The following is an 18,050-nucleotide window of genomic DNA, read 5'->3' as shown; positions in this document are numbered from 1 at the left end:
GGTGTCGCCGGATGCGGTTAGGCTCGGTCACACCGGGCGGGTCACCCGCGCGGAGGTCAACCAGGGAGGGCACCGCCATGGCACGCATCGGAGAGAGCGCCGACCTGCTGAAGTGCTCCTTCTGCGGCAAGAGCCAGAAGCAGGTCCAGCAGCTCATCGCCGGGCCGGGCGTCTACATCTGTGACGAGTGCGTCGAGCTCTGCAACGAGATCATCGAGGAGCGTCTGGCCGAGGCGGGCGAGGACACCGCGAGCGGGGACTTCGAGCTCCCGAAGCCGCGGGAGATCTTCGACTTCCTGCAGGAGTACGTCATCGGGCAGGACCCCGCGAAGCGCGCGCTGGCCGTGGCCGTCTACAACCACTACAAGCGCATCCGGGCGCAGGGGCAGATCACCGCGGCGGAAGACCGCGACGACGTCGAGATCGCGAAGTCGAACATCCTGCTCATCGGCCCGACGGGGTGCGGCAAGACCTACCTGGCGCAGACCCTGGCGAAGCGCCTCAACGTGCCGTTCGCCGTCGCCGACGCCACCGCGCTGACCGAGGCCGGCTACGTGGGCGAGGACGTCGAGAACATCCTGCTCAAGCTCATCCAGGCCGCGGACTACGACGTCAAGCGTGCCGAGACCGGGATCATCTACATCGACGAGGTCGACAAGATCGCGCGCAAGGCCGAGAACCCCTCGATCACGCGCGACGTCTCGGGCGAGGGCGTGCAGCAGGCCCTGCTCAAGATCCTCGAGGGCACCACGGCCTCGGTCCCGCCGCAGGGCGGTCGGAAGCACCCGCACCAGGAGTTCATCCAGATCGACACGACGAACGTCCTGTTCATCGTGGCGGGGGCGTTCGCCGGGCTCGAGGACATCGTGTCGTCCCGGGTCGGCAAGAGGGGGATCGGCTTCGGCGCCCCGCTGCACAGCCCGCTCGACCAGCAGGACCTGTTCGCCGACGTCCTGCCGGAGGACCTGCACAAGTTCGGGCTCATCCCCGAGTTCATCGGGCGTCTGCCCGTCGTGACCACGGTGTCGCAGCTCGACCAGTCGGCGCTCATGCAGATCCTGACCGAGCCGAAGAACGCCCTCGTGAAGCAGTACCAGCGGATGTTCCAGATCGACGGGGTCGAGCTCGAGTTCGACCGTGGTGCGCTCGAGGCGATCGCGGACCTCGCCGTCCTGCGGCAGACCGGTGCCCGCGGGCTCCGCGCCATCCTCGAGGAGGTGCTCGGGCCGGTCATGTTCGACGTGCCCTCGGACGACGACGTCGCCCGGGTCGTGATCACCCGCGAGTCCGTGCTCGAGAACGCCGCGCCGACGATCGTGCCGCGGCCGCGGGCGAAGCGCGTCGAGAAGTCCGCGTAGGTCGCGTCGCACGACGGCCCGGTCCCCTCGGGGACCGGGCCGTCGTCGTGTGCGGGGGGGGCGGGCAGGAGCGGAGGCGCTCCGCACAACCAGAAGCACACCGCACCGCGGCGATCCGTGGCGTGATGTGCTTCCGGTTGAGCGGCAGCGCTCCGTGCCGCCCCCGCGGCCGCCCGCGCCCCCGCCCCCTACGCCAGCCCGCGGCGGCGCAGCAGCGGCCCGACCTCGGCGTCGCGACCCCGGAACGCGCGGTAGGCCTCGAGCGGGTCCTGCGCCCCGCCGACGCCGAGCACCATCGTCGCGAAGCGCTCCCCGGCTGTCCGGGAGAGCCCGCCGTGCTCGCGGAACCACTCCACGGTGTCGGCGTCGAGCACCTCGGACCAGATGTAGCCGTAGTACCCGGCGTCGTACCCGCCCGAGAACGTGTGCGCGAAGTACGTCGACGAGTACCGCGGCGGGACGGCGGCGACGTCGATCCCGGCGGCCGCGAGGGCGTCCCGCTCGAAGTCCTCGACGGACGTGACCGCGGCGGCCTCCTCAGCCGACAGTCGGTGCCACGCCTGGTCGAGCAGTGCCGCGGCGAGGTACTCGGTCGTGCCGAAGCCCTCGTTGAAGCCGGCCGAATCGCTCAGGCCGAGGACGAGTTCCGGCGGCAGCGGCTCCCCGGTCTCGTGGTGCTTGGCGTAGTTCGCGAGCACGGACGGCCAGGTCACCCACATCTCGTTGACCTGCGAGGGGAACTCCACGAAGTCGCGCTCGACGTTCGTCCCCGAGAACCGCGGGTAGGTCGTCCGGGCGATCAGCCCGTGCAGCGCGTGCCCGAACTCGTGGAAGAGCGTCTCGACCTCGTCCTGGATCAGGAGCGTCGGCGATCCCGGTGCGGGCTTCGCCACGTTGAGGTTGTTCACGACGACCGGGAGCGTGCCGAGCAGGTGCGACTGCTCGACGACGGGGTTCATCCACGCGCCGCCGCGCTTGCCGTCCCGCGTGTAGAGGTCGAGCAGGTAGAGGCCGACCTCTGCGCCGTCCTCGGAGCGCACCTCGAAGACGCGGACCTCGTCGTTGTACCCGTGCAGGTCGGGGCGCTCGGTGAAGGTCAGGCCGTACAGGGCACCGGCGGCGTGGAACACCCCGTCGTGCAGGACCCGGTCGGCCTCCAGGTAGGGGCGGAGCGCGGAGCTGTCGGCGGCGAACTGCTCGCCGCGCAGGACCTCGGTGGCGTACGCCCAGTCCCACGCCTCGACCTCGAAGCCGACGGTGCGGGAGCGGACGGCGCGCTCGTCCTCGGCGTTGGCCGCCGCGGCGGGCACGAGCGAGGACAGCAGCCCCTCGACGGCCTCGGGCGTCCGCGCGGTCTCGTCGGCCGTGACGACCGCCGCGTGGTTCGGGAACCCGAGCAGCTCGGCACGCTCGGCGCGGAGCCGGACGATGCGGAGCAGCACGTCGCGGTTGTCGTGCTCGTTGCCGCGGCGGCCGCGCGAGAGCGACGCGCGCATGATCCGCTCGCGGAGCCCGCGGTCGGTCAGCGACGCGAGCCACGGGTGGCCCGTGTAGAGCGGCAGCGTCACGAGCCAGCCGTCCAGCCCGCGGTCGGACGCGGCGCCAGCGGCGGCCGACTTCGCGCCGTCGTCGAGCCCGTCGAGCTCGCGCTCCTCGGTGACGTGCACCGCGAGGTCGTTCGTGTCCTCGAGCAGGTTGCGCTCGAAGGTCGTCGTCAGCGTCGACAGCTCCTGGTTGATCGCCGTCAGTCGTTCCTTGCCGGCGTCGTCGAGCCCTGCGCCGGCGAGAGTCATCTCCGTGTGCACCCGCTCGACCAGGCGACGGTCCTCGTCGGTCAGGTCCGAGCGGTCGCCGAGTGCGGACCGCACCGCGTCGACCCGCGCGTACAGGCGGGAGTCGAGCGTGATCGCGTCCCGGTGCGCGGCGAGGAGCGGGGCGACCTCGGCCTCGAGGTCGTGCAGCTCCGGCGTCGAGTCGGCGGATGACAGCGTGAAGAACACGTGGCTGACGCGGGTCAGCAGCTGGCCGGAGCGCTCGAGTGCCACCAAGGTGTTCTCGAACGTCGGCGGCGCCGGGTCGGTGGCGATCGCCTCGACCTCGGCGCGCTGCTCGGCGATGCCGGCGTCGAACGCCGGACGGAAGTGCTTGAGCCGGACGTCGTCGAACGGCGGGAGGGCGTAGGGGAGGGTGCTCGGTGCGTCGAACGGGTTGGCCATGGCCCCACCCTACGGACCGTCGGTCCGGTCCACAGCCGGACGGGAGGATCGTGGCGGCGCCGCCACGCGCCTCCCGTCCGCCGCCACGCGCCCGGCGTCCGTCGCCACGTCGACCAGCACGGCGGCCGCGCTCCGCGCGTTTGCCGCCGGCGTCGTCTCGCCGGAGATCGCCGCGGTCGTCTGCGCGCCCTCGGCGAGGAGCGCGAGCTGCGCGGCGAGGGTCTCGGCGGCGTCCCGGTCGGCGACCACGGTCGCCGCGAGGTCCGCGACGTACCGTTGGAAGGACGCCTTGTGCGCGCGGGCGATCTCGGCGACCTCGGGGGAGGTCGCACCGACTTCGCCGAAGGCGTTGATGAAGCCGCAGCCGCGGAAGGACGCGTCGCCGAACCAGTCCTCGAGGAAGTCGTAGACGGCGAGGAGCTTGTCGCGCGGGGTGGTCGCGGCGTCGACGGCCCCGCGGACGCCCCGCTCCCAGAGGTCGTGCCGACCGCTGAGCACCGCCACGACGAGCTGGTCCTTGCCGGGGAAGGCCGCGTAGAGCTTCTTCAGCGAGACGCCGGCACCGGTGCGGATCTCGTCCATCCCGACCGACTGGATCCCGCGGGCGTAGAAGAGCTCGTCGGCGACGTCGACGATGCGGTCCCGGGTGTCCGGGTCGACGGTGGTGGGCATGACGGTCCCGATCCCTGGTCCAGCGGTCCCGGCCTTGCGTCGGGAACGACGGTTCTCACTCTACGCCGCGGCGGCTAGTCCTCTTCCGGTGCGTCGTCCGGGTCGGTCACCTGCGCGTGGCCGGCGGGGTCGAGCCGGATCGACGTGCCGTCGTCGAGCTCGACGATCGGCCTGCCCTCGAGGAACGTCATCGTCCACCGCCACGACGACGCGTCGACGGACGCGGCGGCGAGCTCGTCCTCGACCCCGCGCACGGCGACGACCATCGCCTCGGGGAGTCGCTCGGGTGGCTGCCCACCCACGTTCCAGCGTGTGCCCAACTGCATCCGTGCCTCCAGTCCGGTGTGGACCGGCCGCATCGGCACGACGCGACCGGCGCGGGGCCGGCCGCGTCGACGACGTGACCGGCCCCGGGAGCCGACGCTACGCCTGCTGTTCGGCGAGCTCGATCTCGGTGACGGCGAGCTCGTCGCCGTCGGTGAACGACAGGTTCTCGATGCGGCCGACGGCCGCCAGGTCGACCGCCGCGCGCTCGATGAGCGCCCGCTGCTCGGTCGGCGCCGCGATGACGGCACGCGTCACGGGCGTCTTCTGGGACGCCTTGGCGGCGGTCTTCGCCCCGCGGATCCCGATGAGCGCCTGCCCGACCGCACCCAGCAGCCCCGTCGGGCCCTGAGCGATCAGGTTCGCCGCGCTCGGCCCCGCGGCGGCCGCCAGGCCGCTCGCCGTGGGCCACTGCGCTCGGTGCACGCTGGTCTCGTGGGTCCAGGCCCACACCTCTTCCGTCGCGAACGGCAGGAACGGTGCGAGCAGCCGGAGCAGCGCGTCGATCGCGGCGCGGAGCGCCAGGACGGCGCTCGCCTGCGTCTCGTGCGTCGCGTCGGACGCCGTGCCGTACGCGCGCTCCTTCACGAGCTCGAGGTAGTCGTCGCAGAAGGTCCAGAAGAAGCGCTCGGTGACCTCGAGTGCACGGGCGTGGTCGAAGCCGTCGAAGGCCGCGGTGGCCTGGTCGACGACCGCGCCGAGCTCGGCGAGCATGTCGACGTCGAGCGCCTCGGTGACGCTCGTGGCACCCTCGGGCAGGGGGAAGCCGTAGACGAACTTCGCCGCGTTGAGGACCTTGATCGCCAGACGACGGCCGACCTTGATCTGCTTCGGGTTCTGCGGGTCGAACGCCGCGTCCGTGCCGAGCTTCGACGAGGCCGCCCAGTACCGGACCGCGTCCGCGCCGTGCTGCTCGAGGATCGACAGCGGCGTGACGACGTTGCCCTTCGACTTCGACATCTTCTTGCGGTCCGGGTCGACGATGAAGCCCGAGATGCTGGCGTGCTTCCACGGAGCGACGTCGGCCTCGAGCTGGCTGCGCAGCACGGTCGTGAACAGCCACGTGCGGATGATGTCCTGCGCCTGGGGGCGGACGTCGTACGGGAACACCAGGTCGTACAGCGCCGGGTCGGTCTCCCACTTGCCGGCGAGCTGCGGGGTCAGCGACGAGGTCGCCCAGGTGTCCATGACGTCGAGCTCGCCCTGGAACCCGCCGGCGACGCCGCGCTGCGACTCCTCGTAGCCGGGGGCCGGCTCAGACGCGGGGTCGACCGGCAGCTGCGACTCGGTCGGCACGATCGGCTGGTCGTAGACCGGGTTGCCGTCCGCGTCGAGCGGGTACCAGACCGGCAGCGGCACGCCGAAGAAGCGCTGGCGCGAGATGAGCCAGTCACCGGACAGGCCGCCGACCCAGTTGTCGTAGCGGACCCGCATGAAGTCCGGGTGGAACGCGATCTCCTCGCCGCGCTGGCGGAGGGTGTTCTTGAGCTGCTCGTCGCGCGCGCCGTTCGCGATGTACCACTGGCGGGTGGAGACGATCTCGAGCGGCTTGTCGCCCTTCTCGAAGAACTTCACCGGGTGGTTGATGGTCTTGACGTCGCCGACCAGCTCACCGGACTCGGTGAGGGCGTCGACGAGGACCTTCTTGGCGGAGAACACCGTCTTGCCGGCCATCTCGGCGTAGAGCTCCTTGCCGCGGGCGCTCTCGATCCAGGTCGGCTCGTCGGAGCGGACGCGACCGTCGAAGCCGATGATCGCGCGGTTCGGCAGCTGCAGCTCGCGCCACCACACGACGTCGGTGGTGTCGCCGAAGGTGCAGACCATCGCGATGCCGGCGCCCTTGTCCTGCTGCGCGAGGTGGTGTGCGAGCACCGGGACCTCGACGTCGAACAGGGGGGAGCGGACGGTCCTCCCGAACAGGTCCTGGAAGCGCTCGTCGTCCGGGTGTGCGACGAGGGCGACGCACGCGGGGAGCAGCTCCGGGCGGGTGGTCTGGATGACGACGTCCTCGCCGCCGTCGGTGCGGTGGAAGGCCAGGCCGTGGTACGCGCCGGGCATCTCCTTGTCCTCGAGCTCGGCCTGTGCGACCGCGGTGCGGAAGGTGACGTCCCAGAGCGTCGGGGCGTCGGCCTGGTAGGCCTCGCCGCGCTCGAGGTTGCGGAGGAAGGCGCGCTGGGCGCTCGCACGCGACGTGTCGTCGATCGTCCGGTACGACTGCGTCCAGTCGACCGACAGGCCCAGGGTGCGGAACAGGTGCTCGAACTGCTGCTCGTCCTGGACGGTCAGCCGCTCGCACAGCTCGATGAAGTTGCGGCGCGAGATCGGCAGCTGGTCGGCGGCCTTCGACGACTTGTTGTCGCCGCCCTCGAACGGCGGGACGAACGCGGGGTCGTAGGGGAGCTGCGGGTCGCAGCGGACGCCGTAGTAGTTCTGCACGCGACGCTCGGTCGGCAGCCCGTTGTCGTCCCAGCCCATCGGGTAGAAGACGTGCTTGCCGCGCATCCGCTCGTACCGGGCCTTGAGGTCGGTGTGCGTGTACGAGAACACGTGGCCGATGTGCAGCGAACCGGAGGCGGTCGGCGGCGGGGTGTCGATCGAGTACACCGCGTCCTTGGTCGCGCTGTCGCGGTCGAACCGGTAGGTGCCGTCCTGCTCCCAGACCGGACCCCAGACCTGCTCGAGTCCGTCGACGGTGGGCTTCTCGGGCATGGGCTTCGACATGGCGGGGCCTCTCGATCGATGTGTGCGGCACCGAGTCCGTGGTGAGGTGCCTGAGTATCCGCGCGCACTGCGCGGCGAGTCGATGGTATCGCCAGCACGTGCGGCGGCGCACCCGCGGCGGTCGGCACCGGCCGTGGGACCTGCGGCGGTCGGTCCTGACTGCGCATACCACAGGAGGAGCCGGGACACGCTGGAGAGCGCCTGGTAGTCTGTCGGAGTTTGTCCGGCGAACGTGGGTTCCGTCGGGACCGCACCGTTGCTCTCCGCCGGACGCCCGAAGGCAAGACTCAGCACTACCGGAGGAACGAACTTGGCACCGCACGAAGCACGGAACCAGCAGGGCGACCGCCCGCTGCGCACGAAGGCCGCCGCGAAGCGCGCGCGACGCAAGCTGACCGAGGACGACGTCACCGTCGTCGAGGAGTCACTGCTCAAGCGCGCGGTCGCCGCCGCCGCACTCGGCAACGCGATGGAGTGGTTCGACTTCGGCATCTTCGCGTACCTCACGGTCACGATCTCGAAGGTCTTCCTGCCCGAGGGCGACCCCACCTCGAACCTCGTCGCGACGTTCGGCTTCTTCGCCGCGGCGTTCATCGTCCGCCCGATCGGTGGCGCGGTGTTCGGCCCGATCGGTGACAAGATCGGCCGGCAGAAGGTCCTCGCGCTGACGATGATCCTGATGGCCGCCGGCACGCTCATGATCGGCCTCATCCCGTCGTACTCGACGATCGGCTTCTGGGCCCCGGTCCTGCTGCTCGTCGCGCGCTTCGTGCAGGGCTTCTCGACCGGTGGTGAGTACGGCGGCGCCGCGACCTTCATCGCCGAGTACTCGCCGGACAAGCGCCGCGGGTTCATGGGCTCGTGGCTGGAGTTCGGCACGCTGGCCGGCTACGTCCTCGGTGCGTCGATCGTCACCGTCCTGCAGTACGCCATGCCCGAGGACGCGCTCCTCAGCTGGGGGTGGCGCATCCCGTTCATCGTCGCCGGCCCGCTCGGCCTGATCGGGCTCTACCTGCGCCTGAAGCTCGAGGAGACCCCGGCCTTCCAGAAGCAGCAGGAGCAGGCCGCCGAGCGCGAGTCGCAGAAGACGCCGTTCCTCAAGCTGTTCGCCGAGAACTGGCGCTCGCTCATCGTGTGCATCGGCCTCGTGCTCGTCTTCAACGTGACCGACTACATGCTGCTGTCGTACATGCCGACCTACCTCGAGACGAACCTCGGCCAGAACGCGACGTTCGGCCTGATCCTGATCGTCATCGTGATGATCCTGATGATGGTCGTCATCACGTTCGGCGGTCGGCTCTCCGACAAGTTCGGTCGTCGTCCGGTCCTCGCCGCGGGCTGCATCGGCTTCCTCGTGCTGTCCTGGCCGGCGCTCAAACTGGTCCAGACCGGCACCGGTGTCGGCGTCTTCACGGGTCTGCTGCTCCTCGGCCTGGTCCTGGTGACCTTCACCTCGACCATGCCGTCGACGCTCCCTGCGCTGTTCCCGACGATCATCCGCTACGGCGCCCTGGCGATCGCGTTCAACGTGTCCGTCTCGCTGTTCGGCGGCACCACCCCGCTCGCGACGCAGGCGCTCATCGCCGGTGCGAAGGACGCGGGCCTGTCGTGGGCCGAGGACATCCCGGCCTTCTACCTGATGGCCGCGGCCGTGATCGGCCTCGTCGCGGTGTACTTCACCAAGGAGACCGCCGCGACCCCGCTGATGGGCTCGGGCCCGACGGTCGCGCACGAGGACGAGATCGCCGACGTCATCAAGGACTACAACGACCCGACCTCGGAGCTCGCGCAGTCCGACTGGGCGAAGGACTTCTCGACGAGCGAGATCCCGATCATCTCGGGTGACGCCCCGAAGCCGGGGCAGGACAAGGAGACGACGGGCGCGTAGGCGTCACGTCCACCGGCCTGGAGGCGCGGTGCGGGTACGTCCCGCACCGCGCCTCCTGCGTGTGGTCGCGTCGTGCGCGCGCCCCGGATCCGAGTCTCGGGCAGGGCGACGAGTCCCGGGCCGGGAGGCCCGGGACCCGTCGCCGAGCACGAGACTCGGCGCAGACCAGAGCGGTCCGGTGCGCGCTCAGGCCGGGCCGGCGGCCAGCCGCGCGGCCGCGGCCAGCAGGCGCGCGGTCTCCGGGTGCTCCGGCGCGGCCCACACCCGCGCGGCCGGACCGTGCTCGACGACCCGGCCGCCGTGCACGACGAGCACCTCGTCCGCCGTCCGCCGGACGGCCCGCAGGTCGTGCGACACGAAGACCATCGCGACCCCGGTCTCGTCCCGGAGCCGCTCGAGGAGCGTCAGCACCGCGTCCTGCACGGTCGCGTCGAGGGCGGTGACGGGCTCGTCGAGCACCACCACCTCGGGCGCGGTCGCCAGCGCCCGGGCGATCGCGAGCCGCTGCCGCTGCCCGCCTGAGAGCGTCCGCGGCGACCGTGGGCGCAGCGCGGGGTCGAGTCCGACCTGCCGCAGCGCCTCGTCGACACGTCCGCCCAGTGCCCCGCGCGCGCGGCGCTCGCGGCCGTCGGACAGCGCGTCCGCGAGCACCCGGTCCACCGTCCACCGCTCGTCGAAGGTGGCACCGGGGTCCTGCACGACGGCGGCCACGCGGTGCCGGCGTGCCCGACGGTCGCGCTCGGGCAGCGGCACCCACGGCGCGCCGTCGAGCGTGACCGTGCCCGCGTCCGGTTCCTCGAGGCCGAGCAGCATCCGCGCGACCGTGGTCTTGCCGGATCCGGAGGCCCCGATCACGCCGAGGACGCGCCTCGGCCGCACGGACAACGAGACGTCCTGCACCGCGGGAACGCCCGCGAAGGACCGGGAGAGGCCGCGCCCCGCGAGGATCGCCGGGCCGCCCGTCGCCGAGGGCCCGTCACCAGCATCGTCGCTGGCGCCGTCGCGGGACCGGTCGGCCCGGGCCGCGCGCACCAGTGCCTGCGTCGCGGGGTGGTCCGGTGCGGCGAACACCGCCGAGGTCGGACCCTGCTCGACCACCGTGCCGTCGTCCACGACGACGACCCGGTCCGCCCACCCCGCGACGAGCCCGAGGTCGTGCGTGATGACGAGCAGCCCGGCCCCGCGGCGCTGCGCGGCTCGCAGCTGCTCCATCACGGTGACGGCGACGGCCGCGTCGAGGGCCGTCGTCGGCTCGTCCGCGACCACGAGGTCCGGAGCGCCGACCGTGGCCGCGGCGATCAGGGCACGCTGCCGCATCCCGCCCGAGAGCGTGCCCGCGAGCCGGCCGTCGTGCGCCAGGTCCGGGTCGAGGTCGACCGCCGCGAGTGCTGCCCGGACGGCGTCGACCCGCTCGGCGGCGGTCATCCGGGTGTGCAGCCGCAGGGCGTCGCCGACCTCGCGGCCGACCGGGCGGAGCGGGTCGAGGGCGCCCAGGGCCTCTTGCCCGACGTAGCCGACCGTGTCACCGCGGAGTCGCCGCCACTGCCGCTCCGACAACCCCCGGACGTCTTGTCCGGCCAGCCTGAGTACCTCGGCGTCCACCGAGGTCCCGGCCGCCGAGAGCCCGAGCACCGCCCGCGCGGTGACGGTCTTGCCCGAACCGGAGGCCCCGACGAGCGCGACGCACTCCCCGCGCGCCACCGTGAACGCGACGTCGTGCACGAGCACCGCGTCACCCGCCCGGACGGTCAGGCCGCGCACGTCGAGCACGCTCGCGCCGAGCTCGTCCACGCCGGGCCCGCTCACCGCGGCGCCCCGCTCCGTCGGACGGCACGGCCGAGCACGGTCACGGCGGTCGCGAGCACGACGATCGCCAGCCCGGGGAAGGTGCTCGTCCACGGTGCCGTGAGCAGGTAGGTGCGACCGTCGGCGAGCATCGCGCCCCACTCCGGGGCCGGCGGCGGGGTCCCGACACCGAGGTAGCTCAGGGCCGACGCCCACACGACGGCCTGCCCGACGCCGAGGGTCGCCACCGCGACCACGGGCCACAGCGCGGCGGGCAGGACGTGCCGCACCAGCACGACGCCGGGGGAGCGGCCCTGCAGCACGGCCGTCTCGACGACCTGCGAGCGCCGGGCCGTGCGGACGAGTCCGCGGACGATCCGTGCGTAGCCCGGCGCGGTCGCCGCCCCGACCGCGAGGGTCGCGGGCACCGGACCCGGTCCGGTCACCGCGATGACCACGAGGGCGACGAGCAGCAGGGGCAGCGCGAACGCCACCTCGGTGATCCGTCCGATGACCGCGTCGACGAGCCGGCCACCGAGCCCGGCGACCGTGCCGAGGACGACGCCGGCGACCCCGCCGACGAGGGTCGCGAGCACACCGACCAGGAGCGACGCCCGGGTGCCCGCGACGACGCGCCCGAGCACGTCGCGCCCGGACTCGTCGGTGCCGAATGGGTGCGCCCACGACGGCGCCTGCAGCGCGTCGGTCGGGTGCACGGCGAGCGGGTCCCCGCCGCCGAGCAGCGCGGGGAACGCCGCCGCGAGGACCGCGAGCACGACGACCGCCGCGGCGACGGTGCCGACCGGCCCGAGCGTCCCCCCACGGGACCGCTCGGACCGGCGGGCACGGTCGCCGGGGCGCTCCACGGCACCACCGGCCGGGAGGCGCGGGTCGACGATGCCGCTCACCGCGCCACCGCCCCGTGGCCCGTCCCGACCCGTCGCCGGGCACCGCTGCGCGCTGCGCCGTCGCGACCGCGGGGGTCGACGGCCCGCTCGACGAGGTCGGCCGCCGCGAGCACGACCACGTACGCCACGGCGGACACCATCGCGATGCCGACGACGAGGGGCATGTCGCGCTGCGTCACCGCCGCGACCAGGGCGCGGCCGATCCCGGGCAGCGCGAAGACCGACTCGACGACGACCGCGCCGGACACGAGCGAGCCGAAGGCCCACGCGGACAGCGCGATGCCGGGGAGTGCGGCGTGCCGGAGCAGGTGACGGCCGAACAGCCCGAGGCGGGACTCGCCGCGACCCAGCGCGGCGAGCGCGAACGCCGACCGCTGGGCGTCCACCACGCCGTCCCGGACCGTCTCGGCCAGGTAGCCGGCGACCGGCACCGCCACCGTCAGGACCGGGAGCACCCAGCCCGCCACGCTGCCGTCGGACACGGCGGGGACCCAGCCGAGGCCGCTCGCGAACACCACGATGAGCACGCTGCCGAGCCAGAAGTGCGGCACGACGCTCGCCGTGACCGTGATCGCCCCGGTCAGCGCCGCGGCCACCCGGCCCCGCTGCGTCGACCACCACGCGGCGACGACCGCGAGGACCCACGCGACGACCAGCCCCGTCACCGCGAGCGTCAGCGTCACGGGGAGCTGCTGCCCGAGGAGCGTCGCCACGGGTGTCCGGAACGCGTACGAGTCGCCGAGGTCGCCCGTCGCGAGCCGGCCGAGGAACACCGCGTACTGCACGAGCACGGGTCGGTCGAGCCCGTACTCGCTGCGGACCTGCGCGACCGCCTCGGCGGAGGCCTGCGACCCGGGCCCGCCGAGGATCGCGAGCGCCGGGTCACCCGGGATGAGCCGGATCGCGACGAACACGACCGTGGCGACCGCCCAGAGCACGCCGATCCCGCCGACGACGCGACGGATTCCCCACAGCGCCCAGCCGGACCAGCCGACGGGCAGGCCGCCGCGCGCACGACGCACCACGGGCCTCCCGTCCGGTGACCGCGTCAGCGGTCGATCCACGCCGTGCCGAACCACGGCGTCGAGACGGCCGTCGTGCGGATGCCGTGGACCGACGAGCGGTACAGGAAGTGGTTCTGCTGGTCGTACAGGGGGAGCACCGTGCCGCTCGCCAGGATCAGCCGCTGCGCCTGCTCGTAGAGGTTCCCGCGTTCGGCCGTGTCGGCGGTCTGCGCGGCCTGCTGCAGGAGCCGGTCGACCTGCGGGTCGTCGAGCTGGGCGAGGTTCGCGAAGTAGCCGGACGGTGCCGGTTCGATGCTCGCGCTGTCGTACAGGATGCGCAGGACGTCCGCGCCGACCTTCGTGTACGGGGCGCTGACGACGTCGTACTCGTTCTTCGCCAGGGCGGCGTACCAACTCGACAGGTCGAGCTCCTGCAGGCGGACGTCGAACCCGACGGCCTTCTCCGACGCCTGGACCTGCTGGAACAGGCTGCGCTCGGCGGGCACCGACTGGTTCGTCGACACAGGGAAGGTGACGGTCAGGCGCTGCCCGTCCTTCTCTCGCACGCCGTCGCTGCCGACCTTCCAGCCGGCCTCGTCGAGCAGCTGCTTCGCCTTCGTGGGGGAGTACCGGAACAGGCTCGGGTCGGAGTACCCGAACGGTTCGACGCTCGACAGCACCGAGTACGAGCGCTTCGCGGTCCCGAGGAACAGGCTCTGCAGCCCGGGGTCGATCTCCGCACCGGCGATGAAGGCCTTGCGGACCGCCTCGTCGCGGAAGACGCCGTGGCCGGAGTTGAGCTCGAGACGGTTCGAGGCGCCGGGCCGCGGGGCGTCGAGGTCGCGGATCGCGCCCTTCGCCGAGGCGGCCTTCAGCTGGTCGGGCTGCGCGTTGTCGATGACGTCCACCTGACCGGACTGCAGCGCCGCGTACCGCGAGGTCGAGTCGGGCAGGAAGCGCCAGGTGATGCCGTCGAGCCGCGGCTTCGTGCTGCCCCAGTAGTCGTCGTTCTTCGCGAGAGTGACCCGGTCGCCGTGCTTCCAGCCGGTGATCGTGAAGGGGCCGGTGCCGACGGGTGACTCGCAGTTCTCGGCTTGCGGGCGCTGCAGGGCCTTCGGGGACTCCATGCCCACCCACGGCTGCGAGAAGGACTCGAGCAGGGCGCTGTCCGGGCGGCTCAGGGTGAGCGTGACGGTGTGGTCGTCCGTCGCGGTGGCCTTCGTGATCGACTGCAGCGCGAGGTAGCCCGTGCTCGACGCCGTCGCCGGGTCCTGCACGTGCTCGATGTTCGCGACGACCGCCGCCGCGTCGAACGCCGTGCCGTCCGAGAACCGCACGTCGTCCCGGAGCCGGAAGGTCAGGGTCTTCCCGTCGTCGCTCGTCGTCCAGGACTCCGCCAGCGCGGGGACCGGCTTGCCGTCGTCGAGCGCGGTCAGCTCCTCGATGTACTGCGTCGACAGCAGCGCCTGCGGGTAGTTCCCGCCGACGTGCGGTTCGAGGCAGGTCGGCTCGGCGTCCCCGGACGCGTAGGTCAGGGTGCCGCCGGACACCGGCGTGCTGTTCGACGTCGGGGCGCCGCCGCCCGTGCAGGCGGTCAGCGCCAGCAGGACCGCTGCGGCCCCCGCGACGGCGGTCGTGGTGCTCCGGAGGACGGTGCGACGGGAGCTGGCTCGGCGCGCGCGGGCTGTTTTCTGTACTCGGTCCAAGATCATGGCTGGTCGAGTCTAGCGGTTTACTGTGCGCATGGACGAGACGACCAGGCGCGGTGGCCGCCCCCGACGGTCGAGCGCCGAGGTGCTCGCCGACGCCGCCGCGGAGCTGTTCCTGGAGCAGGGCTACGCGCGGACGACGGTCGACCACATCGCCGCCCGAGCCGGGGTCAGTCGTGCGACGTTCTTCAACTACTTCGCCGCGAAGTCCGACGTGCTCTGGCTCGAGCTCGACGCCGCGGTGGCCGACGTCCCGCGGTTCCTCGCCGCGTCGACCGAGGCGAGCCCGGTCCGCGCCGTCGAGGAGGCCCTGCTCGCGGCCGCCCGTGCGCACGACCCGGAGCGTGTGCCCTGGGCGATCGCGCAGGCCGAGGTGATGGACATCGGGTCCGAGCTCGTCGCCAGCGTGGCGGCCCGGGTGATGGCGCAGCACGGGGCGGTCGCGGCGTTCGTCGGGTCCCGGACCGGGGAGCACCCGATGTCGCTGTGGCCGCAGACGGTGTCCGGGGCGATGCTCGGCGCGGCCGCAGCCGCGTTCGGGGTCTGGGTGGCCGACGGGGTCGGGCGCCGGGCGCTCGTCGAGTACGTCGGGGCGGCCCTGACACCGGTCGCGGTGGGGCTCGACGCGCACTGAGCGCCGGTCGCTCGACGCGCACTGAACCCGGTCGCTCGGGCGGGCACTGAGCCCGGTCGCTCGGCGCGCACCGAGCCCCGGCCGCTCCGCAGTGGCGCGTCGTCCCGCTGTGGGATCATCCTCCAGTGCCCTCGCGTCGTCCTGTCCCCGTGCTCGTGGTCCGGACGGCGGCCTTCGCGATCGTCGCCCTGCTCGGCGCCTACGTCGCACTCCGCCGCATCGGCCGGACGACCCGGATCACCGACGAGATCACCTACGTCAACACGGGCTGGGACTACGTCCACGGTGTGGTGACCGCGAACCTCGAGCACCCACCGACGGCGAAGTACCTGTTCGGACTCGCTCAGCTCATGACCGGTCAGGGGGTGCTGGGGCCGCGGGTGGTCGTCGCGGTCGGCGGGCTGGTCGTCGGACTTGTGCTCTTCCTGCTGCTCCGGCGTCCCGTCGGCTACTGGGGTGCCCTCGCCGCGGCCGGTCTCTGGTGGCTGACCCCGCGGGGGAACGGGCCGACCTGGTACGACGTGGCGAGCGGGGTCCCGGCCCGCATCGACCGGATCGCGTTGCTCGACCCCGTGATGACCTGCTTCGCCGTGGTCGCCGTCGCCGCCGCGTGGCAGTGGATGGTCGCCGCGTCGGACGGGCGGTCGTCCCGGTGGTGGTGGGCGGCGCTCGCCGGGGCAGCGCTCGCGCTGTCGGCGACGTCGAAGGTGTCGACGGCGGTCCTCGTCCTGCCGCTCCTGCTGCTGCCCGTGCTGTTCCGCCGGTGGCGGGACCTCGCACTCGGTGGAGTGCTCGCGGCCGGCGTCGGTACGGTCGTCGCCGCGCTGCTCTACCTGCCGGTGGGCGGACTCGACGCGATCGGCTACATGGTGCGCTTCCAGACGGCGCACGACACGACCGGGCACCTGGTGACCGTCCTCGGGCGGGACTACCTCGTCGCGCCGTGGTGGACCGGGCTGCTCTGGGCCGTCCAGGGCATCGGGTGGCCGCTCGCTGTCGTCCTCGGGCTCGGTGTGCTCGCAGCACTCGTGGTCCGGCCGGACCGTCTCGTCGTGTTCCTCGCGCTCTGTCTCGGCGTGCTCGTCGTCTTCTACTCGACCTCGGCCGTCGCGCTGCCGCACTACTACTACGCGTGGATGCCGTTCGTCGTCGCGCTCGCCGCGGTCGGCGGCACCCGGCTCGCGCGGCTCCGTCCGCCGCTGACGGCGGTGGCGGTTGCGCTCGTGCTCACGGTCGCGGTCGTCCCCGTCGGGCAGCTCGTCGTCGCCGTCTCCCAGGCCCGGGCGACCGGGTACGCGGTGCTCGGCGGTGCGCTGGCCGACCACGGCTACCGGGGCGGTTCCATCCTGTTCGTCGGTGCCGCCCGGCAGACGTACAGCACGGCGTTCCGGGCCGAGGGGCGGATGCAGGGCACCGACGGGCGGTTCGTCGCGATCGTCGAGGACACCGATCCGCGCTTCCCGATGACGACCGGGGTGGCCGCCGTGCTGCGGGACCACCCGCACGCGTTCGACGCGTTCCGCGTCGACCAGCTGCGCGTGTGGGTCGTCCGCAGCGGTGCCGTCGAGGCGCGGGGCGACGCCGTGCGACTGGTGCCGTGAATCACTCGGTGCGCAACGTGCCCGCGCCCCCGGCCGCGACGTCCTCCACCGTGCCGTCGCGCACCGTCGAGGGCACCTGCCCGTCCCCGCGTGACCGGAGCGACGCGTCACCCGGGATGCTCAGCGTGAGCACCGCCTCCTCGATGTACTGACTCGTCTCGAGTGAGGCCTCCACGCGGCGCAGCCGGACCGCGACGTGCTCCTCGTCCTCGTTGCCCTCGAGGTCGACGGCCGCGACGAGGAACACCCGGGACGGTCCGACGAACTCGAGGTGCAGGTACGTGACGCGCTCGACCTCGTCGCGGCGGAGCAGCTCCGTGAGCACGGCGTCCTCGAGCTCCGGCGAGGTGGCCTCGCCGAGCAGGAACCGGCGGTTGCGTTCGATGAGCACGATCGCGACGACGCCGAGCAGCACGCCGACCGCGATGGAGCCGATCGCGTCGAAGACCGCCAGGCCCGTGACCTGGTGCAGGAACACGCCCAGGAAGGCGATGACGAGGCCGATCAGGGCGGCGGCGTCCTCGGCGAAGACGGCGCGGAGCGTGGGGTTCGACGACTGCAGGACGTGCCGCAGGACGGGGACGCGGCGCTTGGTCGCGGCGCCGTGGGCCTGCCGGAACGCCTGCACGAAGCTCGTGCCCTCGAGGACGAAGGCGACGGCGAGCACGAGGTAGTTGAGCAGGAGGTCCTCGGCCGGACCGGTCTCGCTGAGCTGCGTGATGCCGTGCCAGATCGACACGACGGCGCCGGCGGTGAACAGCCCGAACGCGGCGAACATCGACCAGATGTAGGTCTCGCGGCCGTAGCCGAGCGGGTGGCGGGTGTCCCGCGGCTTCGCCCCGCGCCGCTCGGCGACGAGCAGGAACACCTCGTTGCCCGTGTCCGCCCACGAGTGCGCGGCCTCGGCGGTCATCGACGCGGAGCCGGACAACAGGGAGGCGACGGTCTTGGCGATCGCGACGAGCAGGTTCGCGGCGAAGGCGATGACGACGGTGAGCAGGGACTCGGGACGGTCCTGCTTCTCAGACGAGGGCATCGCTCCAGCATGCTCCGGTCTTGTAGACTCGGCCCCACAGGCGTCGAACCGGCCATCACCGGGGAGCCTCCGGCAGAACGCGGCAGCACCACCGCCGTCAGTAGAACCGGGCGGACCGGACCGCGTCCCATCCGGCGAACGAGCGGTCGGTCGCAGCGCGAGCAGCGGCCGGCAAGCGAGGTGGTACCGCGGAG

General features: G+C 72.6%; 13 protein-coding genes. 4 read left to right on the top strand and 9 right to left on the bottom strand.

The window, feature by feature from the left end:
- Window positions 1-77 precede the first annotated feature (77 nt).
- Entirely contained in the window at window positions 78-1,358 is a 1,281-nt protein-coding gene (gene clpX / locus HUN59_RS13325) for an ATP-dependent Clp protease ATP-binding subunit ClpX (protein ID WP_141860723.1), read from the top strand.
- Between the two features lie 188 nt (window positions 1,359-1,546).
- Here clpX and HUN59_RS13320 read toward each other — a convergent pair whose 3' ends face one another.
- The 4 genes from HUN59_RS13320 to valS form a co-directional block, all read right to left on the bottom strand.
- Window positions 1,547-3,574: a M3 family metallopeptidase gene (locus tag HUN59_RS13320; protein ID WP_174778615.1), complete on the bottom strand. Its 2,028-nt coding sequence runs from the start codon at window positions 3,572-3,574 to the stop codon at window positions 1,547-1,549.
- 9 nt (window positions 3,575-3,583) lie between these two features.
- The gene (locus HUN59_RS13315; protein WP_174778614.1) at window positions 3,584-4,246 is read right to left on the bottom strand and encodes a TetR/AcrR family transcriptional regulator; all 663 of its coding nucleotides are present in this window, start codon (window positions 4,244-4,246) and stop codon (window positions 3,584-3,586) included.
- Window positions 4,247-4,320: 74 nt separating this feature from the next.
- Entirely contained in the window at window positions 4,321-4,572 is a 252-nt protein-coding gene (locus HUN59_RS13310; RefSeq protein ID WP_174778613.1) for a hypothetical protein, read from the bottom strand.
- Between the two features lie 97 nt (window positions 4,573-4,669).
- Entirely contained in the window at window positions 4,670-7,291 is a 2,622-nt protein-coding gene (gene valS, locus HUN59_RS13305; protein ID WP_254629884.1) for a valine--tRNA ligase, read from the bottom strand.
- Window positions 7,292-7,601: 310 nt separating this feature from the next.
- On the opposite strand from valS, the gene proP reads away from it, so the two are divergent.
- A complete protein-coding gene (gene proP / locus HUN59_RS13300) occupies window positions 7,602-9,179 on the top strand; it encodes a glycine betaine/L-proline transporter ProP (RefSeq protein ID WP_254629883.1) in 1,578 nt (525 codons plus the stop codon).
- A 186-nt stretch (window positions 9,180-9,365) separates the two neighbouring features.
- On the opposite strand, the gene HUN59_RS13295 is transcribed toward proP, so the two are convergent.
- The 4 genes from HUN59_RS13295 to HUN59_RS13280 are packed head-to-tail and all read right to left on the bottom strand — an operon-like array spanning window position 9,366 to window position 14,588.
- The gene (locus HUN59_RS13295; protein ID WP_254629882.1) at window positions 9,366-10,970 is read right to left on the bottom strand and encodes an ATP-binding cassette domain-containing protein; all 1,605 of its coding nucleotides are present in this window, start codon (window positions 10,968-10,970) and stop codon (window positions 9,366-9,368) included.
- A gap of 11 nt (window positions 10,971-10,981) precedes the next feature.
- On the bottom strand, window positions 10,982-11,872 hold the full coding sequence (locus HUN59_RS13290; protein ID WP_254629881.1) for an ABC transporter permease: 891 nt from the start codon (window positions 11,870-11,872) through the stop codon (window positions 10,982-10,984).
- Window positions 11,869-12,897, bottom strand: a complete 1,029-nt coding sequence (locus HUN59_RS13285; RefSeq protein ID WP_254629880.1) for an ABC transporter permease — start codon at window positions 12,895-12,897, stop codon at window positions 11,869-11,871. The genes HUN59_RS13290 and HUN59_RS13285 overlap by 4 nt, the downstream gene beginning before the upstream one ends.
- A 23-nt stretch (window positions 12,898-12,920) precedes the next feature.
- Window positions 12,921-14,588, bottom strand: a complete 1,668-nt coding sequence (locus HUN59_RS13280) for an ABC transporter substrate-binding protein (RefSeq protein WP_174778612.1) — start codon at window positions 14,586-14,588, stop codon at window positions 12,921-12,923.
- A gap of 31 nt (window positions 14,589-14,619) precedes the next feature.
- Here HUN59_RS13280 and HUN59_RS13275 point away from each other — a divergent pair, with 31 nt between their 5' ends.
- Both HUN59_RS13275 and HUN59_RS13270 read left to right on the top strand, forming a co-directional pair.
- A complete protein-coding gene (locus HUN59_RS13275) occupies window positions 14,620-15,219 on the top strand; it encodes a TetR/AcrR family transcriptional regulator (protein WP_058742996.1) in 600 nt (199 codons plus the stop codon).
- 125 nt (window positions 15,220-15,344) lie between these two features.
- Entirely contained in the window at window positions 15,345-16,820 is a 1,476-nt protein-coding gene (locus HUN59_RS13270) for a phospholipid carrier-dependent glycosyltransferase (protein WP_174778611.1), read from the top strand.
- 1 nt (window position 16,821) lies between these two features.
- Here HUN59_RS13270 and HUN59_RS13265 read toward each other — a convergent pair whose 3' ends face one another.
- Window positions 16,822-17,856, bottom strand: coding sequence for a cation diffusion facilitator family transporter (locus tag HUN59_RS13265; RefSeq protein WP_174778610.1), 1,035 nt, complete (start codon window positions 17,854-17,856; stop codon window positions 16,822-16,824).
- Window positions 17,857-18,050 lie beyond the last annotated feature (194 nt).

This window comes from Curtobacterium sp. Csp2, assembly GCF_013347165.1.
Note: the sequence above shows the minus strand (reverse complement) of the source record. Positions and strands in the feature narration are given on the sequence as shown.

What these genes read in the sequence shown, in the direction of transcription:
- clpX (WP_141860723.1), top strand. Translation starts at nt 78, where the DNA reads ATGGCACGCATCGGAGAGAGCGCCGACCTGCTGAAGTGCTCCTTCTGC.
- HUN59_RS13320 (WP_174778615.1), bottom strand. Translation starts at nt 3,574, where the DNA reads ATGGCCAACCCGTTCGACGCACCGAGCACCCTCCCCTACGCCCTCCCG.
- HUN59_RS13315 (WP_174778614.1), bottom strand. Translation starts at nt 4,246, where the DNA reads ATGCCCACCACCGTCGACCCGGACACCCGGGACCGCATCGTCGACGTC.
- HUN59_RS13310 (WP_174778613.1), bottom strand. Translation starts at nt 4,572, where the DNA reads ATGCAGTTGGGCACACGCTGGAACGTGGGTGGGCAGCCACCCGAGCGA.
- valS (WP_254629884.1), bottom strand. Translation starts at nt 7,291, where the DNA reads ATGTCGAAGCCCATGCCCGAGAAGCCCACCGTCGACGGACTCGAGCAG.
- HUN59_RS13280 (WP_174778612.1), bottom strand. Translation starts at nt 14,588, where the DNA reads ATGATCTTGGACCGAGTACAGAAAACAGCCCGCGCGCGCCGAGCCAGC.
- HUN59_RS13275 (WP_058742996.1), top strand. Translation starts at nt 14,620, where the DNA reads ATGGACGAGACGACCAGGCGCGGTGGCCGCCCCCGACGGTCGAGCGCC.
- HUN59_RS13265 (WP_174778610.1), bottom strand. Translation starts at nt 17,856, where the DNA reads ATGCCCTCGTCTGAGAAGCAGGACCGTCCCGAGTCCCTGCTCACCGTC.